Raw genomic sequence first — 24,905 nt, 5'->3', positions numbered from 1 at the left:
AGGCACCACCATGACACCGCCATCTGCCGGGCAACCGACCCTGGTGCGCGCCCTCGGGTTGCGCTCGCTGGTGCTGTTCGGGCTGGCCTACATGACGCCGCTGATCGTGCTCGGCATCTTCGGCGTGATCGCGTCCACCACCGCCGGAGCGTCGGCGTCGGCCTACCTGATCGCGCTGGCGGCCATGCTGTTCACCGCGTCAAGTTACGGCAGGATGGCGGCCGCGTATCCGGTGTCGGGGTCGGCCTACACCTACGTGCGCCGCACCATCGACCCACGCGTCGGATTCCTCACCGGCTGGGCGGTATTGCTGGACTATCTGTTCCTGCCCATGGTCATCTGGCTGATCGGGGCCGCATATCTGGACGCTCAATTCCCGGGCATACCCGGCTGGGTGTGGGTGCTGGGATTCATCCTCATCACCACCGCGCTCAACGTGATCGGCATCAAGGTCGCCGATAAGGCCAACTATCTGCTGATGGCATTCCAGCTGTTGGTCATCGGGTTGTTCGTGGCGCTGTCGGTCGCCTCCGTCGTCCGCAACAGCGGCGCCGGCGGGCTGCTCAGTGCGAGTCCGTTCACCGGGATCGGCGCCGGCATCGGGGGTGTCACGGCCGGCGCGGCCATCGCGGCCTACTCCTTCCTCGGGTTCGACGCCGTCACCACCTTCACCGAGGAAGCCATCGAACCGCGCAAGAACATGCCCCGAGCCATCCTGCTGATCGCATTGATCGGCGGCGCCATCTTCCTGGTCATCGCGTACACCACCCAATTGGTGCACCCTGGCGGGGAATTCGCTGATTCCTCGTCGGCGGCCCTGGAAATCGCCAAGCAGATCGGCGGCAATTTGTTCGGGGCAGTGTTCCTCGCCGGTCTGATCCTCGCCCAGTTCGCGTCCGGCATCGCCGCACAGGCCTCCGCATCGCGACTGCTGTTCGCCATGGGCCGCGACGGCACCCTGCCCCGGTCGGTGTTCGGCACACTGAGCGCCAAATTCCGTACTCCGGCGGCCAACCTGGTGATGGTCGGCGCGGTGGGCCTGCTGGCGATGTTCCTCGACGTGGCGACCTCGACGTCATTCATCAACTTCGGGGCGTTCGTTGCGTTCACCCTCGTGAATGTGTCGGTCATCGTCTACTACTTCCGCCACCGGGCCTCCGGCGAGTCGCGCAGCCCGCTGCTCTACGTCGTGGCGCCGGCGATCGGTGCGATCATCACGTCGTATCTGCTGCTGCAGCTCGACTCCCGGGCGATCGTCCTTGGGCTCTGTTGGCTCGGCCTCGGCATCGTCGTGCTGGGCGTGACGAGTCGGGGTTTCAGGACGCTGCCACCTGAGATCGCCGTCGACGAAGCCGAGGCGACGACCGCCGAAACCACAGCCCAGTGAGGGGTGGCCTGTGACGGGTGGGGCGGATTACGAGAACGGCGGGCGGCTACGGTAAGCTTTCGACTCGCTGCCGGTGCAAGCCGGAAGCACGCGGGCTGTGGCGCAGCTTGGTAGCGCACTTGACTGGGGGTCAAGTGGTCGCAGGTTCAAATCCTGTCAGCCCGACAAAGAACAGAAACTCGCCGGCGTAAGCCGAGCGAGTTTTTTCTTTGTCGAGGAATTGGGGCGGGTCCTGTCAGCTCGACGATGAAAACCCCTTCTGAACTCGGCCGGAAGGGGCAGGAGGCGATTCCCCGGTCTGCGCCATGTCGCGTAGCACCTCCGCGACGAGCTCCTTGATGCCGTCCAGCGCCTCATGCGGCGTCGGTGCCAGGAACGACAGCGACGGGAACTCCGCGGCGAGCCCGACGAACTCGCGGTCCTCTTCCGACCAGTCGGCCCGGTACCGGTAGTGCTGCGGCCGACGTCCCTCGGGGCCGTGCACGTCCGGGCAGTCTGCGAGGCAGCAGCCGCACACTGGTGTGTCGTCGCCGCCGACGAGGAGGTCGGTGACGTTGGTGCACTCGCAGTCCGGGCATCGGCACGGCCGCATCGGCTCGCCCTCGTCGAGCACCTTCATGGCGTCGAGGGTATGGCCAGCCACCGACACGTCGCTGGTGCTCGACTGCGGCGATCCAGAAGGCGGGCTCATGACCGAGGGCGGGCTCGGATTGGCGTCGCCGTCTGGTGTACTTCTGCGGTAGCGGTCGGGGGACCGCGGTGGAGGGGGAACCGTGGCGAAGCGATCACCGATTCTTCAGGCATGGAACGATGCGCTGCGACCCGCGTGCAAGAGCCGCGGCATGCGGTTTGTCAGCGCGACGGGGTTCGTCCTCGACGACGTCTACGTGACCGAACTCTTCTACCCGCAGGTGTTCCACCCGGACCGGGACCCGGACCGGCTGCGGATCACCTGGACGGTGGAGATCAAGCCGCTTGCCGTCGACGAGATCCTTTGGGCCGCTTTCATGCCCGACGAGGTGATGGGGCGGCAGATGCGGATCAACCGCCGCGTCAACGGCGCCTTCAAGGTGCAGCCGTTGCGGATCGGCACCGGCCACCGGGACATTCCGGCGACCGGCGAGCCGGAGTGGGATCCGGTGCTCGACGAGTTCGACCGCGTACGTGGTGAGTTCATCACCGCGCACCCCACTGCCGCCGACTACGCGGCCGTCGTGGAGCGGTCCCCCGACGGGATCGCCCCCAACCGGGCCTTGACCCGCACCGTCACCGCGCTGATCGCCGCCGGGCGCAACGCTGACGCCGCGGGGTTGGCGGATGAGGCGATCGCCCGCGGTGAGCGGGGCGGGATGTCCTCGACGGTCGACGTGCTCAAGTACCTGGCCGCCTACGCGAAAGGCCCTGCGGCGTATGCCGCGTTCACTGAGAGCCTCACCCCGACCCACGACTACCAGGTGCTGTGCGAGACCGACCGCACCATCTCCAGCGATCTGATCCGTGAGCACCACCGGGGCATCATCGGCCACCACCTGCGCAGCATGGACGGCGCCGACCCGTGGGCCATCGTGCTCAGCGCGCGCCCACCGCGCGGCGTACCGGCCGACTTCTCGACGTCGCTGTACCTGCAGGCCGCCGGCACCGCCGAGGCCATGGAGATCGAGTTCTGCCGGCCTGGCGGAGCCGACATCGGTGCCGTGTCGGTGCGGTCGGTAGTCGGCCACCCGCACAGCGGCCCCGTCGAGCTCGACGTCGACGTCGTGTTGCCACGCAGCGTTCAGACGATCAGCCGCCACGAGGTGTTCACCGCGGACGAGGCCGCGGACATGTTCGAGCGGTTCTACCGGACCGACACGATCGGTGACGGTTACACGCTCCGCCCGGTGGAGGGCTACACGGCCGAGGGAGGGTACATCGACATGCGAGGAGCCACCTGATGGACGAACTTCTGTCCCACAAGCTCTTTGGCGATTGGACCGACGGCCACCGGCACCGTGCCGTGTTGGTCGACGCGGATTTCGCACCCGACAGCGAGGCGTGGGTGGAGGAGCTGCTCACGGGCGCTCTCGCCGCGATGGCGAACGCCGGCGTTGAGGTGACCCGCACGCCGCTGCGTAACGCCGACGGCAGGATCTACCTCACTCTCGACGGGCAGGACATCATGGCGCTCGACGTCGACAACGGTTCGTTCCACGACGGAGTGCACGGCATCCTCGGCCGGTTCGACGCGATCGCCGCCGTCCGTGGTCGTCGCGAGCGCTGGAACGTCTGCGGAGACCCGGTCGGGGTCGGATACTTCGTCACTCCCGAGGAACTCGTGACCCCGGCGGGAGTCGACGTGCGTGAACTCGACATCGGCGAGCCCTGGTACCGAGCCCGTCCCGACTGACGTGCCGATAGCCGTAGGCACTGTCTCTTCCAGATTTATCAGGGGCGCTTTTACATGACTCGCTGTTCGACGGTCAGTCGTGCGGCCTTAGTCCCATCTGGGGTCAGACGTTCATCTACGACATCTCGGCCAAGGAATCGAGTTGCACGGACATCTCGGTGTCGCGACAGCCCGTTCGTGCCAGCGCCGTAGTAGGCGCCGAGGTTGTAATACGCGCGGGTGTTGCCGAGTTCAGCGGCCCAGAAGATGTAGGCCAGCCGTCGGCGAAGCTGAACGAATAGAGCAGTAGCGCACTACCTCACCCTTTGATCTTCCGACGCGTCATGATCAACCGGAGAGAACGACTTCGTACGGCAGTCCCGACGAACCAGCGATAGATGTGTGCCGAATACTGACAGCAACAGGAGGCGGTCAATGGCCGAGTTCATTGTCAATCCGGAACGGATTGACCCCTATAAGAACTTCAGGTTTCGGGTCAAGTGGGACGCCCGCTATGTTGCGGGAATATCACGAATTGCTGGCTTGCGGAGCGGCACCGAGGTCATCGCTAGTCCAGCAAAATTCAGTCCCATCGTGCTCGAGCGTGGCATGACCCACGACTCGAGTTTCCAAATGTGGGTCAACCAGGCGACAACAGGGTTCGCACAGGGCGGCGAATCGTCACTCAACGTCCTCCGGCAAGACGTCCGGATCGAGTCGTTCAATGAAGCCGGTGAGCTTGTCGAGGCGTGGGACGTATTCCGCTGCTGGCCTTCGGAATACCAACCGCTCGCCGACCTCGACGGCAATGCGAACGCGGTGATCATTGGACATCTCAAGCTGGAGAATGAGGGGTGGGCGCGAGACGCTCCTGCTTGAGGCGTTTGGTTTTGAGCGACTACATCTCTCCACTGGCCACGGCCATCGGGTGGAGCTTCGATCGCGCAGGCGAAGCAGCGGTCGCGCGACCGAGCTGATGTCGGCTACGCCCTTTCGGAAACTGACTTGGTGCTAGGCGAATTCGTCGGCGACAGGTGCACTTTCGTCGTGAACGGTGATGCCCGTAGCGCGCAGCCTCCGCGACGGGTACGGCACAGGAGTTGGGATCGGTAGCGGTGCACCGCGTGGTCCGCTTGTCCGGTAAGGAAGTCGACGAGGAGAGGAAGGACATCGTGTGGTGGATGATTCTGCTGGTGGTGGTCGCGTTCGACGTAGCGATCTTGGCGATCTTCGTAACCGCCAAACGGCGACTTCGTGGGCATGGGACACGCCGTCGTGGTGGGTTGGGGTCTGTTGCCGGTGCCGGCGGTGCGGCAGCGTTCTGGGCGACTGGTGCGGACTCCGGTTTCAGCGACGGAGGGCATGGCGGACACGGGGGATGCGGTGGTGGAAGTAGTTGTGGTGGTGGCGGAGGTTGCGGAGGTGGCGGTTGCTGATGATCACCCTGCGAAAGGGTGGCGCCCGACGTGCCGCCGGGCAGGTGATCGCCGATCTGGAATTGCCGGAGGTCGTGTTCAAGACCTGCCCGTGGCAACCGCGTGAGCTCGTCGAAACCGGTCTGCGGCAGTGGTTTCGATGCTGCGCCGTAGCGCTGCGCGACGGTCAGGTCATCGGGATGCCCTCACGTGCGGTCGATGAAGCCTGGCATGGCCTGATTCTGTGTACCGCGCGCTATGCCGCATTCTGCGACGCCGCCTACGGGCAGTTCCTGCACCACCACCCCGGCGGCGGTGCGCCGCCCGGAGCCACGGCGACCGGCGAGTGCATGGACGAACAGCTGCGCCGCACCGTCATCGCCTGGTCCATGGTTGCGGCGCCGGGTGAGCGGTGCGTCCTGTGGGATCTGGATTCTCGTCTCGGACTTGATGAGCCATGGGGTGTGAGTCCGCAGCGGGTCGCTGACATCGAAGCGGCACTGACCGGTCGGCGCGGTTCCGAGTCGGGCGTGACGACGCAGAACTACCCGGACGCTGCCCGACGCACCTGAGCTTCAGACGCCACCAATTCCAAGCTGTCACCGACATAGACCGTCACCACGGCCGTCGCCTGGAACAGCCCGTAGAAGTCGTCGGTCCGGGCGAATGTGTGTGCGCGGGAGAACAAGGGCTGCACGTCGAACACCTTCACCCGAAGCTTCTCGCGGGTGAGTCTGCCCAACTCCCGGCCGGATTCGGGATCGGTGATCACCTGATCCGACTCGGACTGCACGGCGAAGATCATGCCGGGCGTCACACCCGCCTCGGCCCCACGGTTGATCACCAACGTGTAGTCGTCCTCGATGAGGGCGACCTGACCGGAGAGGGTGTGCTCGGTCATGAGGCGGCCAGGGAAGTGTTTTCCCGCAGGGTCTTTGCCGCCGAGCCGGCCCGGATGCGCGGCCGCGAGTCGTGGTCGTCCACAGCCAGCAACGCGTCGACGTGGCTCGCTGTGTCCTGCTCCGTGCCGAGCGTGAGCTCGACAGCGGTCTTGGCCTGGAAGAGGGCGATCATCGCATGTTGTTGACGCTCGGCACCGAAGGCGTTGAGCGCGAGTGTCAGCTTCTTGTCGACGTATTCGATCGAACGCTGTAGGTCTGAGACCGGGGCGGCCACGGCGGGGACCGCCGCACTCGGCGCGGACTGAGTGCCGAGTCCGCTGTACCAGCGGTGTCCGAGCACGCCGAGGCTGACCGAGCACAACGGAACCACGACGACGATGCACACCAGGGCGACAGTGCCGTCCAGCGCGATCGCGCCGACGATGCCAAGAAGCGTGAAAATGCCCATCAGGGTCAGCACGCGAACGGCCGGAGGCACCGCATCGATCGCCAGTGCCAGCTGTCGAACGGTGCGGGCGACATAGCGGGCAACGCCGGCAATGAACCCCATGATTGCGGTGACGGCGTTGCGCGCCATCCGGCCCACCTCATCGGCTTGCTCACGCGTGACGGGGGATTTGGGCATCGTCCAGACGCGCTGCTGCGGAGTCGGCGCACTGGCGACCGTTTCGGGTTCAGTGCGCACCTCGCCGGCCTCCGGGGTGGATGTCGGGGGCGCCGGGACAGCGTTGGTCACATTCGCATCATCAACCACATCTGCATCATCGCGCCGTTTGCTCTTGATGCTGGGTCCGGCGCGCCGACGATCCGCAATTCTCAGTGACTTCAAGGTGTCGTTGGCGACATGAACCAGTGTCGGCCGTCACCGCGATGTATGTGCTGGACATACCTCGGCGTCCACAGTTGAGTCCACCCCTCCACGGCAAGACGTGTTGAAGAGCTGTCTCGAACGCTTCAAAGGGCACGGCGGCTGCGCTGGCCGGTGGCCAGCATTGTCGCGCCATCCGGTTCTCATCCCAGTAGCGCCGGTGTGGCTGCGATGAAAAGCAACGCTCGCTTCGCTGCGGAGCCGTCAGGCGCAGCATATGACCAGACAGGCCGACAATCTCTCGATCAGTAGCGCGCGTTACGACGTCGCTGATTCCGATGGCCGTGACGCCGCCAGTGAACGTGTCCGGACGAATTTCGTAGTACGGCCGCCGAGCTAAGATATATCCAAGAACACGGATATCGACGCATCGACGACACGAGGTTCGATCCGCGGAATTGAGAGAAGACCATCAGTGAAAGCTCTACTCGAATTCTACCTTCGGTATTTTGATTTTCTATACCTACACTCACGATATCGATTTACCGATTCCAAGACCGATGGTGCGAACGCTGCTGTCACCGTCACTGGGCCCGACTTGACGTGGTCAGTTTCCGTAGATAGAGGTCAGTTTCAGTTGTCGATCTCGCCCACGAGATCTCCCCATACTGGATTTTGGGTGTCTCTTATCAAGCAATACCTCGAAGGAAACGAAGATATTGCCTATCTGTCGGCCAAGGACGAGGTGGAGTGGACACGCGGTCATCTCGGCAGCATTGAACAATTATTCGCTGATCCCGCTGGAATGGAATCTGTGTGCAACGAACTTCGTATTTTGCAGCGGACAAATGCGGAAAAACAGTGGGGCCCGGCGCCTACTAATTGATCGGGGTTTTCGGTCAGCTTTCGTCAGGAGAGCGGGCGCTCGGATTGCGTAACATCCATTCGGTCGAGGCCCAATATTTCACCGTCGGCAAAGGTGAACCTAGTGAGGACGGCGAGTAACAAATTCGGCTGGTGCGGGGCGAATCACTTTTCAGCCGGACCGGCGCGGGATATGAATCAAGGGTGAGCAACCATCATGTGAACCTGACTCCGCAGGAAGATTCGTTGATCGCCGAGAGTCATGCAGAGGCTCTGGCCCGCATGGATGAGAAGGCGCTGAAGGATCTGCAGAGTCGGCTGAGGCAAGCGCGTGAGAAGAACTTCAGCTTGTTGCGCCGCCAGGGGGCGGCCCGCGTCGAGGCCGAAGGTGCCCGTGGCGCTGCACAGCCGGCCAACGAGAAGCGCGGTGAAAAGGTCGATGTCTTCGACGAGGCGCTGGCCCGGGTCGGTCAGCGGTTGGAGGACGTCAGCGACACCGAATAGGAGTCGACCGGCTTTCCTGCGAAAGTCCTGTTGGTAGTGCTTTGACGGGTCGAGCCTGCGGTAGCGTCGTTAGCGGTTCTAGGTAATCCGGCGATGTCCGATGGCAAGTAGGGAGCGGCGAGTGGATCTCGGAATCTGGGGCGATCTCACGATCCTTGCCGGCGTGATGGCCGTGACGTTCGCAGCATGCGTGTTCGTGTACATCGGCCGGCTGGAGAAGAGAACCCCCGCGTCGTTGGGCGAGAAGGTCGGCGCCCACAAGGCGGTGCTCGCCAAGCTGCGCAAGCGTGAACCGATGTCGCGGCATGAGTTCGACTACGCGACCGAGCTGGTGAACGACGCTCGCTCGCCGCTTGCCTACGCGATGCCGGCCGTCCTGTTCACCATGGGCTTCTTCTATGTCGTCGGCTGCATGTACATGCTGCATCGCGATGGCGGCAATCCGTCTTTCCGGACGTTCATCGGCGGCATCCCCATGTTGACCTCCATGAACATCGCCGCTCAGCTCCGCCGGGTCGCGGGGCTGAAGGGGAAGCTGCGGGATGTCGAGGTGACGGACGAGCCGTCTGACGAGCTCAGTTCTGCTGCGAGAGGCTGACTTCCGTCACTTCGGGGACGGAGCCGCCGCGTCGTCGTCCTCCCACAGTAGAAGCTGGCGAACCGAGGCGCGTGATCCGTACGGCTGCAGCATCTGGCTCGCCGGCCGCGGCCGGATCCGCAGTGGCCACCAGAACCATCGGCCGAGCAGTGTGGCAATGGACGGCGTCATGAACGACCGCACGATCAGCGTGTCGAACAGCAGACCGAGGGCGATCGTGGTGCCGATCTAACCGAGGACCCGAAGGTCGGCGAAGATGAACGACGCCATGGTCGCGGCGAAGACCAGACCGGCCGAGGTCACCACCGCGCCGGAGCCGGCCATCGATCGGATGATGCCGGTGTTCAACCCGGCATGTATCTCCTCCTTGAAGCGCGAGACCAGGAGGAGGTTGTAGTCCGAGCCGACCGCCAACAGCAGGATCACGGCCAGCGCCAGCACGATCCAGAACAGGTCGATGCCGAACAGGTCCTGCCAGATCAGTACCGAGAGCCCGAACGAGGCGCCCAGCGACAGTGCCACGGTCCCCACGATGACGAGTGCGGCGACGATGCTGCGGGTGATGAACATCATCACCAGCAGGATCAGGCTGAGCGCGGCGATGGCGGCGATCATGAGGTCGTATTTGGCGCCGTCCTGAATGTCCTTGTAGGTCGCCGCGGTGCCGGCGAGGTAGATCTTTGATCCGGCCAGGGGCGTGCCCTTGACGGCTCCCTGGGCGGCGTGCCGGATGGCATCGATGTGCGAAATGCCCTCCGGTGTAGCGGGATCGCCGTCGTGAGTGATGATCATGCGGGCGGCCTTGCCGTCCGGAGACATGAACAGCTTCATACCGCGCTGGAATTCGGGGTTGGTGAATGCCTCCGGCGGTAGGTAGAACGAGTCATCGGTTTTCGAGGCGTCGTAGGCCTGGCCCAGCGCGGTGGCATTCTCCAGCGCGGCCTCCGTCTGCGCGTTGATGCCCGAGTTCGTGGCGAAGTTGGTCATGGTCAGGTCGCGGTTGGTCTGCTGGCTGGCGATCTGAGGCGGGATGAGAGCAAGCAATTTCGGTTGCAGCGCATCCAATTTCGAAATGCTCCCCGAGACGTTGGCCAGCTGGTCGGTCAGTTCGTCGATACCGTCGAGCGCATCGAAGACCGACCGCAACGCGGCGCACATGGGAATGTCGAAACAGTGCGGCTCCCAGTAGAAGTAGTTGCGCAACGGGCGGAACTGATCGTCGAAGTCGGCGATTTTGTCGCGCAGGCTCTGCGCCGTGGCGACGGTCTGCTGGAAGGCCTTGGCCTGCTCGTCGGTGACGGCGGCCGACTGTTGCTGCAGGGCGTACTGCTGACGCAGGATGTCGATCGAATTGTTGATCACACCAACCTGTTTGAGCAGATCAGCGGTGCGGGCCTGCTGAAAGGGCAGGTTGTTGATCTGCTGTGCGCTGCCCGCGCTGATCTGGAACGGGATCGACGTATGGTCCAGTGGGGTACCGAGCGGGCGGGTGATGGACTGCACCTGGGCGATGCCGTCGGTGTGGAAGACGGCTTTGGCGACGCGTTCCAGCAGGATCATGTCGGTCGAATTGCGCAGATCGTGATCCGCTTCGATCATCAGCAGTTCGGGATTGAGCCGGGCCTGTGAGAAGTGGCGTTCGGCGGCGGCGTAGCCGACGTTGGCCGGAGCGCTGGCAGGCATGTAGGGCCGCGCGTCGTAACTCGTCTGATAACGCGGCAGGGCGAGCAGGCCGATGAGGGCCACCGCGATCGTCACCGCCAGGATGGGTCCGGGCCAGCGGACGATCGCCGTCCCGATGCGTCGCCAACCCCGGGTGCGCATCGCGCGGGCAGGCTCGAACAGACCGAAATGGCGGCCGATGACCAGCAATGCCGGCGCCAGGGTCAACGCCGCAACCACTGCGACCAGCACGCCGGTGCCGGCGGGAATACCGAGGCTCTGGAAGTACGGGAGGCGAGTGAACGTCAGGCACAGCACCGCCCCGGCGATCGTCAGACCCGAACCCAGGATGATGTGTGCGGTTCCGTGGTACATCGTGTTGAACGCGGTGACGCGGTCCTGCCCGGCATGACGCGCTTCGTGGAACCGGCCGAGGATGAAGATCGCGTAGTCGGTGCCGGCGGCGATGACCAGCAGCGTCAGCAGATTGGTCGAATACGTTGACAGCTCGATGATCCCGGCGTTGGCGAGTACCGCGACGACACCACGGGATGCGGTCAGCTCGATCATCACCGTGAAGATCACAAAGAACACCGTGGTGAGCCGGCGGTAGAGCGAGAACAACATCACCGCGATGACCCCGATGGTGATCAGCGTGGTTCTCAGGGTTCCGTGGCGGCCCACCTCGAACTGGTCGGTGACCAGGGGAGCGGCGCCGGTGACATAGGCCTTGACGCCCGGTGGCGGCGTCGTCTGGTTGACGATGTTGCGCACCGAGTCGACGGACTCATTTGCAAGCGACTCACCCTGGTTGCCGGCGAGGTATACCTGCACCAGTGCGGCCTTGCCGTCAGTGCTCTGCGAGCCCGCCGCCGTCAGCGGATCTCCCCAGAAATCCTGGATGTGCTGGACGTGCTTGGTGTCCTCGCGGAGCTTCTGGACCAAGCCGTCGTAGTAGTGGTGTGCATCGGCACCGAGCGGTTGATCGCCCTCCAGGACGATCATCGCCGAACTGTCGGAATCGAATTCGTCGAACACCTTGCCGATCCGCTTGGCGGCTTGCAGCGATGGCGCGTCCTGGGGACTCAGCGACACGTTGTGCGACTCGGCGACGGTCTCGAGCTGTGGCACGAAGACGTTCGTCACCACCGCCAGGCCCAGCCAGAACAGTGCGATGACCACTGAGAACCGCCGGATGAGGTCCGGAACCCGGTGGGTGCTCATCCGGACTTGTCCAGGCACGAGGTGTAGGCGTTCAAGGTGTTCACTGTTCTCTCGTCCTTGATCACGTCGTCGATCTTGATCCGGCACCCGATCGAACTGCTGTCGCCTTGGGCTTGGACATTGACGAACACCGCGGGTTGGGTGGTGGTCGTGTCATAGGCCCACGGCAGGGTGACCGCGTCGGCGCGCTGAGGTTGGGCGTTGACGTCCAGGTAGGTGATGGTGGCTACCGTGCCTGGCGGACCGAAGACTTCGATGACCACATGCTTGGGGTTGAACGGGACGATGTCGTTCACCGAACCGCTGGGGGTGGAGGTGACGTCGTGCGACGCGAAGATGCCGTGCAGCCGATTCACCACGAATCCAGCCACCAGCAGCACGACTATCGCCACCAGCACCATCCAGCGTTGGCCGAGTCGACGAATGAACGAAACCCGTTGCATCCGTGACCCTTTCGTAGCGTGGACCAGGCGCGGACGGTAAGGGACAGCTCCTCTAGGACGGCTAATCAACTAGGTTGACGTTATGGCACGCAGCCGGACACCACAACCTTGCGGCGGCGGATTTTTCCTGTGTGAAAGCTGGGAATTCGGATGGCGGGCGAGCCGCGGGAGTTACGTCAGGTACGTTTCGTGCCCGGTGGGGAATCCACCGCCGTTGGTGGCGATGTGAACGTGGTCGAAGTGGTTGGCGGTGACGCCGCCGCGGTCCGACATCATTCTGGGAGCCCTGCCGCGGGAGTAGATCTGTTGCCGGAAGATCACGTGGTTCACACCGAACCGATCGGCGTTGTCGAGGACGTATCCGACGATCTTGTCTCCGAGCGCTTTACCTTCCGGGGTGGCGTAGTTCGGGATCATCACGTCGATCGCCTGCCCGTTCGGGTGCCACTTCATCGAATCGGCCCGGACCCCGCCGATGTCCAGAATCTGGGGGAACCTCGCGCTGACCGCGCGGGCGGCCAGGATGGTCTCGACCTGCAGGCCCTTTTCGGAGGCCCGGCCGGCGGGTAGCGGGAACCTCATGTTCCGGCGAACGGCCCGCTCGGCCGGTACTGCCGGGGCGGCACGGGTGACGACGGGCTGGACGGCCGCTGCCGGCACGACCTCGGTGTCGCCCTGGGTGGCCGGCGCGGTGTCTGCGCCGACGACGATGAGTACGGCGGCAGGCACGACGACCGCAGCCATGGCTGCAGACCGGCGACGCCGATCCTTTTTCAACTGGTGTCTACCCACGAGGACCGGACCCTACCGGCGGGGTCGATGATCACCGGAATCGCGAAGTTCTCTGGTGCTGTCGATGGCAACCAGTTCGGCGGTCAGTCGTCAACCATTGCTTGACGAGCCCGGGAGTCGGGAGAGCCGGACGCAAAAAATGGGCCAGCCCTGGTGAATTAGCAGGTCAAGCATCATTGCACAGCCGTCCGCCCGGTCAAATGTCAGGGTGTCGGTTCGATGTTCGCGGTGGCGGTGGCCCATCTCGATGGGAGTGACCTGTGCCCAGGTCGGCAAAATTTATGGCATTTACCACACCTGTCGGTCAACAGTGCCTCCGGAGCAGCTGACGACGGCGTAATTTGAGCGAATCTGGCCCGTCGAAAACGGGGAGGCGACCCATGACAGATGTCGACTGTTGCGTAGTGGGTGCGGGGTTCGCGGGCTTGACCGCGGCCCTGCGGCTGAAGCTGTCGGGCCGCTCCGTGGCGCTGCTTGAGGCACGTGACCGGGTCGGTGGCCGCACCTTCACCGAGGTGCTGCCGGACGGCACCTGGATCGACCGAGGAGGGGCCTGGATCGGACCGGGACAGGACCGCATCAAAGCGCTGATGGACGAGTTCGGCGTCGAGGAATACAAGGAGTACGTCGACGGCAACGCGATGATGGTCATGGACGGCAAGCAACACCGCTATTCCGGCACGATTCCGTGGGCGATGAGTCCGTGGGCGATCGCCAACCTCGGCGCCGGACTGCTCGAAGTGGAGCTGATGTGCAAGACGATTCCCTTCGATGCCCCGTGGGAGGCGAAGAAGGCGGTCGAGTGGGACCGGATCAGCCTGGGCGAGTGGATCAACCGTCATATGCGCTCCAAGCAGGCGCGCGAGATGCTCGACATGGCGCTGGCCGGTGTCTACACCTCGGCGGGATCCGAGGTGTCGTTGTTGTGGGCGCTGCACCAGATGGGGTCGGGCGGCGGGCCTGGATTCGTCATCTCCAATCGGGGCGGGGCCCAGGATGCACGGGTGCGTGGTGGCATGGGGGCCGTCTACGGGCCGATGGCCACCGAACTGGGTGAGGCACTGCATCTTTCGCAACCGGTTCACCTCATCGCCCAGGAGGACGACGGCGTGACGGTCCATGCCGACGGCATGACAGTGCGGGCCCGGCAGGCGATCGTCGCTGTCCCGTTGGCCGTGGCGAGTCAGATCACCTATGAGCCAATGCTTCCCGTCGACCGGATGTTTCTCCATCAACGGATGCCCAGCGGTGCGGTCTTCAAGATCTCGGTCGTCTACGACACGGCGTTCTGGCGGGCGGACGGGCTGTGCGGGCAGTCGGCGGCACCCGGCAGTCCGGCGACACTGACCATCGACGCGTGCACCGACACCGGCACCCCGGGGATCATGTGCGTCATCACCGAAGGCCCTGCCGCCCGGCGGCTCGGTCTGCTCGATGCTGCGGAACGCAAATCCGTGGTCATCGGCGAGTTGATCGACCGCTTCGGTCCGAAGGCCGCCTCTCCGATCAGTTACCACGAGCAGAACTGGACAGTGGAGCGTTACTCGGGCGGCGGGATGATCAGCCACGCACCGCCGGGTGTACTGACCGAATTCGGCCATGCCCTCCGGGAGCCGTGCGGGCGCATTCACTGGGCCGGCACGGAGAGTTCGGCCGTCATGTGTGGGTGGATCGACGGCGCGGTTCGCTCGGGCGAGCGCGCGGCCGCGGAGGTGTTGGCCGCCGAGAGCGTGGCGGCCGCGTAATAAGCCCGCGTAGCGCGTTGACGGGGGTTACCGTGCAATTCGGACCAGCCTGCGGCGAGGTGATGTCGAGTGCACAGCGGTGAGTCGGAGAGTCGGCAGACGCTCACACTCGACGAGTCCGTGCTTGCCGACGCCGAGGAACAAGATCGGCCGATCGTCGATTTCCTGCGGGCCACACCCGGCCGGATAGCGGTGCTGGCCGTCGTACTGGTGGCGGCAATTCTGGTTGTGGGCGTGGCGGCGTCGGCGATGGAGTCGAGCCGGCAACGCCAGCTGGAGTCTCTGCGGTCGCACACCGAGCCGCTGGCCGACGCGGCGCAACGGATCTACAGTGCGCTGTCATCGGCCAACACCACCGCGGCCACCGCGTTCCTGGCCGGTGGCGTCGAACCGCGCGAGGTCCGTGAGCGTTACGACGCGTCCGTAGGGGAGGCGTCGGCCGGTCTGGTCACCGCATCGAATGGGGTGTCGCCCAACGACATCCGATCGCTGACGCTGCTCACCGACCTGTCCAACCAACTGGCGGTGTACACCGGCATGATGGCGACTGCCCGGGCGACGAACCGCGGGGGCCGCCCGATCGGCGTGGGGTACCTCAGCGAATCGTCCACGCTGCTCCAGGAGTCCATCCTGCCCGATGCCGAGCAGCTGTACCGGACGCAGGCCGAGGCTGTCACGGCGTCGGGGCGGTCGGCTGCCACACCCTGGGTGTTGATCGCGGCAGCCGCGCTCGTGGTGGGGTTGTTGGTGGTGGCGCAGGTGTTTCTCGCCAGGCGCAGTCATCGGCGCCTCAATCCGGGTCTGGTGGTGGCATCGGTGTTGATGATGGTGCTCGCGGTGTGGTTGGCAGTGGCCGGGCTGGTGGTGACGAACGCGGTCGACAGCGCCCGCACCGAAGGCGGCGAGCCATTGGAATCAGCGGTGGCTGCTCGGATTCTGGTCCAGCAGGCCCGCGCCGATGAGATCCTCGGGCTGCTCGAACGCGGGTCCGACCCACTCTCCGAAGTCCGATTCGAACAGCGCACCACCGATGTCAGCCGGCTACTCGACAAGCACCCCGTGGACGGGGCACAAGAAGCACTGCGGCGCTGGAAGGCATCGCATGCCGAGGCCCGAAGACTGTTGGGCCGAGGCGATTACACCGGAGCGGTGGTGATCGCGAGGGACGGCGGGCCGCAGCACTCCACGGCCCAGTTCGGCAGGCTCGACACGGCTTTGGGAACCGACATCGGCCGCCTGCGCGATCGGCAACGCGACGGGATCACCCGCGCCTACGCGGCGCTGAGTGCGCTTCCCGCCGGTGCCGCAGCCATCAGTGTGCTGGCCGCACTTGCGGTTGCCGCCGGTGTCGCGCCGAGACTGAGCGAGTACCACTGATGCGCGCCGTCGCCGGAATTGTCCTGCTCGCCGCGACCGTGATGGCCGGATGCGCCACGGCGCAGCCACTTGTCCAGGTGTCCGCCTCGCTCACCACGGTACCGCTGCCCAGCGGCGCCGCCGTTGCGTCACGGGTGTCAGGCGTGCCGGTCGAGAGTTGCGATGCCACAGCGAGTTTGCGTCCGTCGACGGTGTCCGGCCCCGCCGTTCAGGCGATCCGGCAGCGGGGCCGACTGGTGGTCGGCATCGACCAGAGCACCAACCTGATGAGTTTTCGCGATCCGGTTTCGGGTGAGCTGCAGGGCTTCGACGTCGACATCGCACGTGAGGTGGCCCGCGATCTGCTCGGTGATCCAGGCAAGGTGGAGTTCCGCCTGCTGACCTCACCCGAGCGCATCAGTGCGGTGCAAGACGGGGCCGTCGACATCGTCGTGAAGGCGATGACGATCACGTGTGCTCGCGCGGAGCAGATCGCCTTCTCGACGGTGTATCTCGATGCGCAGCAGCGGTTGCTGGTGCCGAAGGATTCGCCGGTCGAGGGGCCGGGAGATCTGGCCGGGAAACGCGTTTGTTCACAGGTGGACACCACCTCGCTGGCCACGGTCGCCCGGGTGGCGCCCGAAGCGACCCTGCTCGCGGTTCAGAATTGGGACGACTGCTTGGTGGCGCTGCAGCAGGGGCAGACCGACGCGGTCAGTACCGACGACTCGATACTGGCCGGCATGGCGGTCCAGGATCCCAACCTGCACCTGGTCGGCCCAAGCCTCGAGGGCGAGCCCTACGGCATCGGGATGAACAAGTCCCGCGAGGATCTGGTCCGCGCGGTCAACGGGACCCTGGAACGTATAAGGCGGGACGGGACCTGGCTGTCGCTGTATCGCAGGTGGCTCAACGTTCTGGGCGCTGCGCCGCGTCCGCCGGAGCCGAGGTACCGGGACTGACATGGCAGGGGAAGCGGGCACACGAGCCGTCCTGGTGACCGAATCGACACCGGTCAAGGCCGAGGGGACGACAACCCGTCCGCGGCTGCGTACCGGCCGGCGGCGGGTCGGCGACGGCCTGGTCGAGGTCCCGATTCGGGAGGATATCGAACCCGCCAGTGCCATCCTCACCAATCCGGTTGTTGCCGAGGCGAAACGGGAGTGCCCGGGCTGTGGGCGTCCGGTGGGACGGGGGAGTGCCGGACACCCCGGCCCCTGCGACGGGGTGTGTCCGGATTGCGGCGCGGTGTTCTCGTTCTCGCCGCAGCTGGAGGCCGGGGAGTTGGTGGCAGGTCAGTACGACGTCCAGGGCTGCATCGCGCACGGCGGTGTCGGCTGGATCTATCTGGCGATCGACCGCAATGTCAGCGACCGGTGGGTGGTGCTGAAGGGATTGCTTCAACCCAGCGGGCAGCAGGCGCAGGAGATCGCTGTCGCCGAACGGCAATTCCTCGCGATGGTCAATCACCCCGGCATCGTCAAGATCTACAACTTCGTCGAGCACCCGGGATTCGATGGTCGTCCCGTCGGTTACATCGTGATGGAGTACATCGGCGGAACGACTTTGGAAGCCATCCTTGCGAAGAAGCAGCCCGCGTCGGGCGGAGAAGCCAGACAGATGATGCCGGTGGAGGAGGCGCTCGCCTATCTGCTCGACGTCATGCCGTCACTGGCGTACCTGCACTCCCTCGGCCTGGTCTACAACGACCTCAAGCCGGACAACATCATGCTCACCGAGGACAATGTCGAGCTGATCGACATGGGTGCCGTGTCGGGCATCGAGGAATTCGGATACATGTACGGCACCAAAGGATTCCAGGCACCTGAGATCGTCCGGACCGGACCCACTGTCGCCACCGACGTCTACACGGTCGGCCGAACGCTGGCCAAGCTGACCGTCGACCTGTCCAACGACCGCTACGCCGAGACATTGCCCAGCCGTGACGAGGTGCCGCTGTTCGAAAGGTACGAGTCGTTCTACCGGCTCCTCGTCCGTGCCACCAACCCCCGTCCAATGCAAAGGTTCTCGTCAGTGGACGAGATGGCCGACCAGTGCCGGGGAGTGCTGCACGAAATCCTCGCCGAGCAGACAGGGGCGCCGTGTCCCCGGACGTCGACGCTGTTCAGCCCGCCACGTTCCACCTTCGGCGCCGATCTGGCGTTGCAGGGCACCGACGTGTTCGTCGACGGCCGGCAGCGCACCGCTGCGCTGGACGCTCGTGCCGTCGCAGCCGCCCTGCCGGAACCCATGCCGGTCGAGGAGCCCGACGAGGACTGGCGAGTCGAATGGGACGACGGGATCGACGGCCTGCAGACCGGTGATCTGGAGGCAGCCCTGGCATGTTTCGAGCGGGTCGTCGCACTGCTTCCCGGCGAAGCAGCACCCAAGTTGGCAGCCGCCGCGACGGCCGAACTGCTGCTCGACACAGACGACGTACGGGATGCGAAACGCTTGTGGCAGTTGGCCGAACGGGCCTACCGAACCTTGTGGCGTACCGACCATGCGATGGTGAGTGCGGCGTTCGGCCTGGCCCGGGTGCTCGCCGGCCACGGTGACCGCGCCGGCGCAATCGAAGTGCTCGACCAGGTGCCGGTGACCTCACGGCATTACGGTGAAGCCCAACTGACGTCGGTGGTCCTGCGGCTCGACGGGCGCCCAGGCGCGGAGATCACCGAGGCGGACCTGCGCGATGCTGCGCGGCGGGTGGCCGGACTGCCCGAGACCGAGGCGCGCGTGCTGCAGATCCGCGCGTTCGTCCTCGGTATCGCCCTCGACTGGCTCCGCTCCGGCGGTGTGAAAGCCTCCGACGAACCGCTTCTCGACCACCCCTTCGACAACCACGGTCTACGCGTCGGTGTCGAGGAGGTGCTGAGGGAACTCGCACGGCACTCACCGCGGCGCCGTCACCGCTACCGCCTTGTGCACGTGGCGAATTCGATCCGGCCGCCGAGCTGGATGTGAGAGCACGGCACTGTTGGCGGCGCGCGTCCCCTGAATCCCGAACCGGATCTGCCACAGTGACGGGCATGAAGACGCTGATGATCGCCGTGGTGGCAGTTGCTGTCGCCCTCGTCTCGGCTCCGGTAGCAGTCGCCGATGATCAGAGCTTTCTCGCCGAGGTCTCCGCCGTCGGGCTGCCGGTCTCCGATGCCAACCGTGACGTCCTGCTCCAGCTCGGACAGCAGGCATGCCTGACGGCACACGAAGATCCGTCGATGCGTCCCGATGATCTGGCGATGCAGATCGCCGAGGCCCGGTCGGCCTATCCGTTCGACAAGGCCAGGCTCGTGGTATCCGCGGCACTGCACAACTTCTGCCCGGATGTCGCGGTGCCGCCGGGCGCCTGAGTCAGTCGTCCGACCGCGTGACCCCGTGCACCACGGCAACGCAGAGGTCGGCACATTCGGCCGCGAGTTTCTCCGGCGTTTCGGTGGGATTCTCCAGCCAGGCTTCGATGATCTGGTTCACGCCGCCGACCATGAACTGTGCCCCACGGCGTAGCGCGGCCGGATCCGGAGCGGCCGTGGTCAGTACATCCGGGGTGAGTTGGACGATCAGGCCGGTGATCATCTCCAGGATGTGCGTGCGATGCTCTGTCAGCCCGGCGACGCTGCTGACATCGCCGGTGGCGATGCGGTGGATGTGCGGATCGGCCTCGATGATGTTCAGGAACGCGGTGAGGGCCGAGCGCAGTTTGTCGGTCAGCGTGCCAGGGTCGCCTACACCGGCGTTCACCAGCGCAGTCAGCAGCTGATCCCGCACATCGTCGGAAATGGCGTACAGCAACGCGTCTCGGGTTTCGAACTGCTCGTAGAAGTAGCGTGAAGTCAACCCGGCAGCACTGCAGACCGCACGTACGGTCACCTCGGTGATCCCCGATTCGCCCCAGATCTGCCGTCCGGCGGCGAGCAGCTTGCCTCGCCGTTCTGTGCGGCGGTCGGCCGCACTGACGCCGCCGTAGCCGCGCACCACCTGTACGCGCTTCATTGACATCACCCTACCTGGGGCCTAGATTCTGACTACGTACGTAGTCACTCGCGTGGGGTCTGTACCAGGAGGTCGCCGATGAACGTCCCGGCTCGTCATCCCGACCGGCCCCGTGCCGTTCCCGGCGCCATGCGATCGTTCGCGATGATGCTGGGCATCCGTAACCCCGACGCGCAGCAGTGGCGCAGGCTCGGCGAGCGGCTGACCGTCGGCGACGAGCCGATGGACCGTCTCGTCGAATGGATGTCGTCGGCGGGAATGGCGCAGATGCGTCCCCTGTTCGAAAAGGCGCTCGCCGAAGGCGTCGGCAATGTTCCGGACGCTCCGGAACCGTTGCGCGAGTTCTTCCTCCGCGTGGAGACCATCCCGGAATGGGTGGACCCGGACAAGCTGCGCAAGGGCCGTCGCGCCCTGCTGCGCGGTGGCTCGGACGGCATGTCGATCGCGCGGGATGTCTCACTGCTCGGCGGTTACCAGTTCTCCGGATTCAACAAGACGCTGCTCCGTACGGGCGCCCTGGAAAAGGGTTCGAACAAGCGGTTCGCCGAAACGATGCAGTGGGCGATGGACGTCATCTCCGACGGAGGTCTCGAGCCGTTGGGCGTCGGTTACCGGTCCACCTTGCACGTCCGGTTGATCCACGCTTTCGTGCGGCGACACGTGGCGGCGATGCCGGACTGGCGCGCCGAAGAGTGGGGCTTACCGGTCAACCAGACCGATATGGCCGCGACGTTGGTCGGCGCACTCGTCGCGCCTCCGGTGGCTTCACTCGCGATGGGAATCGTCCCTGCACCAGGCGAACTCGACGCCATCGCCCACCTGACCCGCTACGTCGGCTGGTTGATCGGCGTCGAGGACGAATGGCTGCCCCGCAGCTTCCGGGACAGCATCCGCGTGCTCTATCACACCTCGACCGCACTGGCAGTTCCTGACGAGACCACGCAGCAGCTGTCGGTTCCGATGGCGCAGGACCCCCTGTCATGGCACTACAGCGGGGTCCGGAGCCTGCGCCGCCGCCTGGCGTGGGCCCAGCATCTGTCGATCACCAGCGCGTTCCTCGGCCCGAGCGCCATGCGCATGTTGGGCCTTCCGACTTACATGCCGCCGTGGTATCCGTTGTTGAGGCTTCCGGTCAACCTGATCCGCAGCGCCTCGGCGATGGCGTCGCCGGGCGGCATGGAACGCGCGGTCTCCAGGGGACAACGCGAGCAACAAGCCCTGCTACGCACGATCATCGGCAACGGCGCAGCCAACATCGGTGAGTCGGCAGTTCACGTGAGTAGCGCAGCCTAGCGGCTCATCGAGCCTATGAAGTAAGACTCGTGCCCGGTGGGATATCCACCGCCGTCGGTGGCGATGTGGACGTGGTCGAAGTGGTTGAGGGTCTCGTTGCCGTAGTCGGCGGTCCAATGGGGCGCGCCGATCCCCGGATAGAGGCCCTGGCGCCAGATCACGTGCAGCACACCCCAGCGCTTGGCATTGGCTAATGCGAAACCGGCGATCTGATTGCCGAGGGCGATGCCCTCTTTGGAGTGATAGTTCGGGATCATCACGTCGATCGCGAGACCGTTGGGGTGCCACTTCAACGCATCTTGGCGATACCCACCGATGGTGGTGATCTCGGGGAACATCACGGCGATGGCGCGGGCCACCCAGATCGTCTTGACCTGGAGCCCACCCTCCGGGGCCGGGCCTTTCGGCAGGGAGAACTGGAAATCGCGGGCGACGACGGGCGCACTGGCCGCCACCAACTCGGCCTGCGCGGCCACTGGTGCCGGTTGCTGGCTGGTGGGCGGTGCCGCGGCCGGGACTTCTGCACAACACTTCGGCGCGGTGTTCTGCACATACACCATGCCCGCAGCGAGGGTGACGGAGGCGGCAAGCGCCAGCAAGCGTCCCCGGCCGCCGGCCAACAGTCGTTTCCCCACGGCAGCAATCTACTGCTGTCAGCGCCGCGGCGGGCGTTCTTCGCGATCCGTGCGCCTATTGTTCGTTAGCTGTCAGCCCACGCCCTCGGTCGGGTAGGGGTACCGGGCGGGGTCGGGAAATGTGTTGTCGACGTAGCTGCGCAGAGCCGCATCGGCGGCCGCGAGGGGCTGCATCATCCGCCGACGATGATCCGGCCTCCTACACTGCCAAGATGCTCACACGGGCGCGGATGGCGGCCGCGACGTTGGTGGTGGTGCTCGGACTGGTCTCCCTGGTTCATGTGCTCTACATCGGGTTCGGACCCCTGCCTGACCGGGCAGAACGTCAACTCGGATTCCTTGACTCAGCCCTGGGATCAGGTCGTGACACCGAAATGCAGGCCCTGTTCCCGGAGGGCGAGTACTTCACCAGGGTGCTGACCGGTCTGGCCGAGGCTCAGGTCGCCGCGCAGCTCGGCGCAGACCCGCGATCCGCCGGTTATCTGGCCCGGGCCAGGACTCGGCTCGCCGCCGTCGAAACCCCGGAATCTGTGGCGGTTTTCGGCCGCGGAATGGCCCCGGAGCACGGGATTTTCGCAGCGGGCTGGTCACTGGCGCTGGCTGTCGCCATCGCACGGGCATCGGACTCTGACTCCGACCGTGCAGCAGTGCGGGATCGGGCCGACGTCGTGCATTCGGCTTTGGCACAACCGGATTCGCCATTCCCGGCCAGTTATCCAGGGCAATTCTGGCCGTGTGATTCGGTCGTGGCAGCGGGAGCCCTCGGACAGGCGATCTCGCTACTCGATCTGCCATGGCGCCAGGATCTGGCCGACTGGCGCGAGCGGGCGTTGGCCGCGGCCGATCCGGACACGGGCCTGCTGCCGCACCAGGTCGATGCCCGCGCTCACGCGCTCACCGGACCACGGGGGTCTTCACAAGCCATCGTCCAGACCTTCTGGCCTTCGGTCGATGACGTGGTCGGAATCAAAGACGATCAGTGGCAGCGCTTTTCAGACAGGTTCGTCACCAGCAAGGCTGGTCTGGCCGGAATTCTGGAGTACCCGTCCGGCACCGGCGGCGACGCGGACGTCGACAGTGGCCCATTGATCTTCGGGGTGAGCCTGAGTGCCTCGGCGGTCGGGTTGGCGGCGGCGCGAGCCAACGGCGATCGCGATCTGGCCGGCCGGCTGACTCGGCAGGTCGAGCTGCTCGGGGTACCGGTGGGTATTCGCACCACGCGGTATCTGTTTGGAGTTCTCCCCGTGGCTGATGCGTTCATCGCGTGGGCGCGCACGGTACCCGCGAATGAGGTGGCACTGAATGCGGGCTCGGGGCGGTCGGCATGGTTTGCGGCGTCGGCGGTGCCCCCGGCGTTGTTGCTCGCGGCGGGCCTGATGCTGTGGCCACGAAGGCGGCGGCCTGGAAAACAAGGTAGGACTACGCATCGCTCACCGGCCCCGTGCCCGGCAGACTGAACCCATGGCAAGTCCTGATGTGGTGCCGTCGGTAGACGCCGCGAGCCACGACACCAAACCAGAACGCGACCGTGCCGTCGATGTGGCACGCCTGGGCGCCCTGCTCGTGGTGATGTTCGGGCACTGCGCACTGCTGCTGGCGACCATCGACTCAAGCGGTGTGCGGGTCGGCAACATCCTCGGCGCCTTGCCCGCGCTGGCCCCGGTCACCTGGGTGCTGCAGGTGATGCCGTTGTTCTTCATGGCTGGTGGGGCCGCAGGTGCCTACAGCTGGCGCGACGGACGGCCCTGGGGTGAATGGCTGCTCGCCCGCGCCCAGCGGCTGTGCCGCCCGGTGTTCTGGTACCTGGCGATGTGGACGGTGGTCCTGCTGGTGGTGCGCGCGACGATGGGTGCCGCATCCGCATCAGCCCTCGGGCGCGAATGTGTGGCGCTGCTGTGGTTTCTGGGCGTCTATCTGGTGGCGCTCGCGTTCGTTCCAGCGCTGATGCGCTTGACTACCGGCCGGGCGCTGGCGTGGGTGGTCACCGGACTGCTCGCCGCGTCCGGGGTGGTGGATGCCATCCGGTTCGCAGTCGGTACGCCAGAGGCCGGCACCGCCAACCTGATCATCGTCTGGCTGATTCCCGTCGTGATCGGGGTGGCCTACGCGCGGCACCTGATCTGTGCGCTGCGGGCGCTGGTAATCGCGGTCGTTGCCTTCGTTGTGCAGGTAATCGTCGCTCTCTCCGGCATTTACGACGTTTCCCTGGTGGTCACCGGAACCGAGCGGGTGTCCAACGTGTCACCCCCGACTCTGCTGCTGGCGCTGCACTGCATCTGGATGCCGTGCCTGTTCATTGCCGCCGCAGCCCCGATCCGGCGCTGGGCGGCCAGGCCCCGGGTCTGGCGCGTGGTGGCAACGGGCAACGGGGGAGCGATGACGCTGTACCTGTGGCACATCCCGGTGATCGCGATCGCCGCGTTCAGCCTGCACGCCGTCGGTCTCGACGCTTTCAACCCGCATGCTCCGGGCTTCTGGGCCCACCTCGCCCTGCGCGCAGTGGTTTTCGCCGTTCTCATGGCGATCGCTTTCCGGCTGCTGTCACCGCTGGAGCATCGGCCGTTGCCGTGGTGGGACAGCCGAGTTCAGATTCGGGGCGCGCGGTCGGTGCTGACCGGTGTGCTGCTGTGCGTGGCCGGCGCCGCGTTGACGCTGATGGCCAAGAACGGGCTCGACGGTGCGCTGGGCTGGTCGGCGCTCGGCGGATTCGCCTTCGCATGCGTCGCTGCGCGGGCCACCGCGGGGCGGGCGGCTTCATAACGTCGTGCAACGGAATATGTCGTGCAACGAAATGACTCACCCTGTGGATGAATCGTGCGCTGTGGATAACCCCTCGGCGTGTCAGCCTGTTGCCTCATGTCAAGATGCGCGCGTAGGCGGGTTCGTTGCCTCACGTAATCGCGCGCGCTTGGTGATGGGCGG

At 65.4% G+C, this 24,905-nt stretch carries 23 protein-coding genes, 1 tRNA gene and 1 pseudogene; 17 read left to right on the top strand and 8 right to left on the bottom strand.

Translation table 11 applies throughout. The features are described 5' to 3' along the window. The first annotated feature begins 10 nt into the window (after positions 1–10). Together A5779_RS20355 and A5779_RS20350 are read left to right on the top strand one after the other, a co-directional pair. Positions 11–1,387, top strand: coding sequence for an APC family permease (locus A5779_RS20355; protein WP_064885048.1), 1,377 nt, complete (start codon positions 11–13; stop codon positions 1,385–1,387). 91 nt (positions 1,388–1,478) lie between these two features. Further along, positions 1,479–1,552, top strand: a tRNA-Pro gene (locus tag A5779_RS20350). Positions 1,553–1,622: 70 nt separating this feature from the next. Here A5779_RS20350 and A5779_RS20345 read toward each other — a convergent pair. Then, positions 1,623–2,030 (bottom strand): hypothetical protein, encoded by a 408-nt coding sequence (locus tag A5779_RS20345; RefSeq protein ID WP_131811666.1) that lies wholly within the window; start codon positions 2,028–2,030, stop codon positions 1,623–1,625. A gap of 199 nt (positions 2,031–2,229) precedes the next feature. On the opposite strand from A5779_RS20345, the gene A5779_RS20340 reads away from it, so the two are divergent. The 4 genes from A5779_RS20340 (at position 2,230) to A5779_RS20325 (ending at position 5,739) form a co-directional block, all read left to right on the top strand. Then, the gene (locus A5779_RS20340) at positions 2,230–3,321 is read left to right on the top strand and encodes a hypothetical protein (RefSeq protein WP_064885044.1); all 1,092 of its coding nucleotides are present in this window, start codon (positions 2,230–2,232) and stop codon (positions 3,319–3,321) included. Further along, a complete protein-coding gene (locus A5779_RS20335; RefSeq protein WP_064885042.1) occupies positions 3,321–3,773 on the top strand; it encodes a hypothetical protein in 453 nt (150 codons plus the stop codon). The genes A5779_RS20340 and A5779_RS20335 overlap by 1 nt, the downstream gene beginning before the upstream one ends. Before the next feature lie 414 nt (positions 3,774–4,187). Further along, on the top strand, positions 4,188–4,631 hold the full coding sequence (locus tag A5779_RS20330) for a contractile injection system inner tube protein (protein ID WP_064885040.1): 444 nt from the start codon (positions 4,188–4,190) through the stop codon (positions 4,629–4,631). Positions 4,632–5,187: 556 nt separating this feature from the next. After that, a complete protein-coding gene (locus A5779_RS20325; RefSeq protein ID WP_064885038.1) occupies positions 5,188–5,739 on the top strand; it encodes a UCP032817 domain-containing protein in 552 nt (183 codons plus the stop codon). Here the strand turns inward: A5779_RS20325 and A5779_RS20320 are convergent. Both A5779_RS20320 and A5779_RS20315 read right to left on the bottom strand, forming a co-directional pair. Beyond that, the gene (locus A5779_RS20320; protein WP_064885036.1) at positions 5,712–6,068 is read right to left on the bottom strand and encodes a hypothetical protein; all 357 of its coding nucleotides are present in this window, start codon (positions 6,066–6,068) and stop codon (positions 5,712–5,714) included. The two genes, A5779_RS20325 and A5779_RS20320, sit on opposite strands and share 28 nt — an antisense overlap. Beyond that, positions 6,065–6,805, bottom strand: coding sequence for a hypothetical protein (locus A5779_RS20315; protein ID WP_110777539.1), 741 nt, complete (start codon positions 6,803–6,805; stop codon positions 6,065–6,067). Before A5779_RS20315 ends, A5779_RS20320 begins: the two co-directional genes overlap by 4 nt. A 751-nt stretch (positions 6,806–7,556) precedes the next feature. On the opposite strand from A5779_RS20315, the gene A5779_RS33885 reads away from it, so the two are divergent. The 3 genes from A5779_RS33885 to A5779_RS20305 all read left to right on the top strand — a co-directional run bounded on the left by A5779_RS33885 (position 7,557) and on the right by A5779_RS20305 (position 8,843). After that, complete coding sequence (locus A5779_RS33885) at positions 7,557–7,763, top strand: hypothetical protein (RefSeq protein ID WP_131811665.1); 207 nt, start codon at positions 7,557–7,559, stop codon at positions 7,761–7,763. A gap of 182 nt (positions 7,764–7,945) precedes the next feature. Beyond that, a complete protein-coding gene (locus A5779_RS20310; RefSeq protein WP_064885035.1) occupies positions 7,946–8,245 on the top strand; it encodes a hypothetical protein in 300 nt (99 codons plus the stop codon). A 121-nt stretch (positions 8,246–8,366) separates the two neighbouring features. Further along, on the top strand, positions 8,367–8,843 hold the full coding sequence (locus A5779_RS20305; RefSeq protein WP_082941770.1) for a hypothetical protein: 477 nt from the start codon (positions 8,367–8,369) through the stop codon (positions 8,841–8,843). A gap of 6 nt (positions 8,844–8,849) precedes the next feature. Here the strand turns inward: A5779_RS20305 and A5779_RS20300 are convergent. The 3 genes and pseudogenes from A5779_RS20300 to A5779_RS20290 form a co-directional block, all read right to left on the bottom strand. Next, positions 8,850–11,729, bottom strand: a pseudogene (locus tag A5779_RS20300) (MMPL/RND family transporter). Then, on the bottom strand, positions 11,726–12,172 hold the full coding sequence (locus tag A5779_RS20295; RefSeq protein WP_110777536.1) for an MmpS family transport accessory protein: 447 nt from the start codon (positions 12,170–12,172) through the stop codon (positions 11,726–11,728). Before A5779_RS20295 ends, A5779_RS20300 begins: the two are co-directional and overlap by 4 nt. A 171-nt stretch (positions 12,173–12,343) precedes the next feature. Next, the gene (locus A5779_RS20290; protein ID WP_064885029.1) at positions 12,344–12,916 is read right to left on the bottom strand and encodes a VldE C-terminal domain-containing protein; all 573 of its coding nucleotides are present in this window, start codon (positions 12,914–12,916) and stop codon (positions 12,344–12,346) included. Positions 12,917–13,344: 428 nt separating this feature from the next. On the opposite strand from A5779_RS20290, the gene A5779_RS20285 reads away from it, so the two are divergent. The 5 genes from A5779_RS20285 (at position 13,345) to A5779_RS20265 (ending at position 19,415) form a co-directional block, all read left to right on the top strand. Beyond that, a complete protein-coding gene (locus A5779_RS20285) occupies positions 13,345–14,709 on the top strand; it encodes a flavin monoamine oxidase family protein (protein WP_064885027.1) in 1,365 nt (454 codons plus the stop codon). A 69-nt stretch (positions 14,710–14,778) separates the two neighbouring features. Beyond that, positions 14,779–16,086: a GlnX family signal transduction membrane protein gene (locus A5779_RS20280; protein WP_064885025.1), complete on the top strand. Its 1,308-nt coding sequence runs from the start codon at positions 14,779–14,781 to the stop codon at positions 16,084–16,086. Then, entirely contained in the window at positions 16,086–17,027 is a 942-nt protein-coding gene (locus tag A5779_RS20275; RefSeq protein WP_064885023.1) for a glutamate ABC transporter substrate-binding protein, read from the top strand. Before A5779_RS20280 ends, A5779_RS20275 begins: the two co-directional genes overlap by 1 nt. 1 nt (position 17,028) lies before the next feature. Next, positions 17,029–19,029, top strand: a complete 2,001-nt coding sequence (locus tag A5779_RS20270; RefSeq protein WP_064885021.1) for a serine/threonine-protein kinase — start codon at positions 17,029–17,031, stop codon at positions 19,027–19,029. Positions 19,030–19,094: 65 nt separating this feature from the next. Then, positions 19,095–19,415: a DUF732 domain-containing protein gene (locus A5779_RS20265; protein WP_064885019.1), complete on the top strand. Its 321-nt coding sequence runs from the start codon at positions 19,095–19,097 to the stop codon at positions 19,413–19,415. Between the two features lies 1 nt (position 19,416). On the opposite strand, the gene A5779_RS20260 is transcribed toward A5779_RS20265, so the two are convergent. Continuing rightward, a complete protein-coding gene (locus A5779_RS20260) occupies positions 19,417–20,055 on the bottom strand; it encodes a TetR/AcrR family transcriptional regulator (RefSeq protein WP_064885017.1) in 639 nt (212 codons plus the stop codon). A gap of 78 nt (positions 20,056–20,133) precedes the next feature. Here A5779_RS20260 and A5779_RS20255 point away from each other — a divergent pair, with 78 nt between their 5' ends. Further along, a complete protein-coding gene (locus A5779_RS20255) occupies positions 20,134–21,348 on the top strand; it encodes an oxygenase MpaB family protein (protein ID WP_064885015.1) in 1,215 nt (404 codons plus the stop codon). Here the strand turns inward: A5779_RS20255 and A5779_RS20250 are convergent. Then, positions 21,345–21,992, bottom strand: a complete 648-nt coding sequence (locus tag A5779_RS20250; protein WP_236734829.1) for a VldE C-terminal domain-containing protein — start codon at positions 21,990–21,992, stop codon at positions 21,345–21,347. The two genes, A5779_RS20255 and A5779_RS20250, sit on opposite strands and share 4 nt — an antisense overlap. 203 nt (positions 21,993–22,195) lie before the next feature. On the opposite strand from A5779_RS20250, the gene A5779_RS20245 reads away from it, so the two are divergent. Next, positions 22,196–23,440 (top strand): hypothetical protein, encoded by a 1,245-nt coding sequence (locus A5779_RS20245; RefSeq protein WP_064885011.1) that lies wholly within the window; start codon positions 22,196–22,198, stop codon positions 23,438–23,440. 4 nt (positions 23,441–23,444) lie between these two features. Beyond that, positions 23,445–24,743, top strand: a complete 1,299-nt coding sequence (locus A5779_RS20240; RefSeq protein ID WP_064885009.1) for an acyltransferase family protein — start codon at positions 23,445–23,447, stop codon at positions 24,741–24,743. The last annotated feature ends 162 nt before the right edge of the window (positions 24,744–24,905 follow it).

The organism is Mycolicibacterium peregrinum (genome assembly GCF_001665625.1).
Lineage (GTDB): Bacteria > Actinomycetota > Actinomycetes > Mycobacteriales > Mycobacteriaceae > Mycobacterium > Mycobacterium peregrinum_B.
This window is presented reverse-complemented; position numbering and strand designations above follow the sequence as displayed.

What these genes read in the sequence shown, in the direction of transcription:
- A5779_RS20320 (WP_064885036.1), bottom strand. Translation starts at nt 6,068, where the DNA reads ATGACCGAGCACACCCTCTCCGGTCAGGTCGCCCTCATCGAGGACGAC.
- A5779_RS20355 (WP_064885048.1), top strand. Translation starts at nt 11, where the DNA reads ATGACACCGCCATCTGCCGGGCAACCGACCCTGGTGCGCGCCCTCGGG.
- A5779_RS20245 (WP_064885011.1), top strand. Translation starts at nt 22,196, where the DNA reads ATGCTCACACGGGCGCGGATGGCGGCCGCGACGTTGGTGGTGGTGCTC.
- A5779_RS20330 (WP_064885040.1), top strand. Translation starts at nt 4,188, where the DNA reads ATGGCCGAGTTCATTGTCAATCCGGAACGGATTGACCCCTATAAGAAC.
- A5779_RS20335 (WP_064885042.1), top strand. Translation starts at nt 3,321, where the DNA reads ATGGACGAACTTCTGTCCCACAAGCTCTTTGGCGATTGGACCGACGGC.
- A5779_RS20255 (WP_064885015.1), top strand. Translation starts at nt 20,134, where the DNA reads ATGAACGTCCCGGCTCGTCATCCCGACCGGCCCCGTGCCGTTCCCGGC.
- A5779_RS20285 (WP_064885027.1), top strand. Translation starts at nt 13,345, where the DNA reads ATGACAGATGTCGACTGTTGCGTAGTGGGTGCGGGGTTCGCGGGCTTG.
- A5779_RS20260 (WP_064885017.1), bottom strand. Translation starts at nt 20,055, where the DNA reads ATGAAGCGCGTACAGGTGGTGCGCGGCTACGGCGGCGTCAGTGCGGCC.
- A5779_RS20265 (WP_064885019.1), top strand. Translation starts at nt 19,095, where the DNA reads ATGAAGACGCTGATGATCGCCGTGGTGGCAGTTGCTGTCGCCCTCGTC.
- A5779_RS20325 (WP_064885038.1), top strand. Translation starts at nt 5,188, where the DNA reads ATGATCACCCTGCGAAAGGGTGGCGCCCGACGTGCCGCCGGGCAGGTG.
- A5779_RS20340 (WP_064885044.1), top strand. Translation starts at nt 2,230, where the DNA reads ATGCGGTTTGTCAGCGCGACGGGGTTCGTCCTCGACGACGTCTACGTG.
- A5779_RS20295 (WP_110777536.1), bottom strand. Translation starts at nt 12,172, where the DNA reads ATGCAACGGGTTTCGTTCATTCGTCGACTCGGCCAACGCTGGATGGTG.
- A5779_RS20275 (WP_064885023.1), top strand. Translation starts at nt 16,086, where the DNA reads ATGCGCGCCGTCGCCGGAATTGTCCTGCTCGCCGCGACCGTGATGGCC.
- A5779_RS20270 (WP_064885021.1), top strand. Translation starts at nt 17,029, where the DNA reads ATGGCAGGGGAAGCGGGCACACGAGCCGTCCTGGTGACCGAATCGACA.
- A5779_RS20290 (WP_064885029.1), bottom strand. Translation starts at nt 12,916, where the DNA reads ATGGCTGCGGTCGTCGTGCCTGCCGCCGTACTCATCGTCGTCGGCGCA.
- A5779_RS20240 (WP_064885009.1), top strand. Translation starts at nt 23,445, where the DNA reads ATGGCAAGTCCTGATGTGGTGCCGTCGGTAGACGCCGCGAGCCACGAC.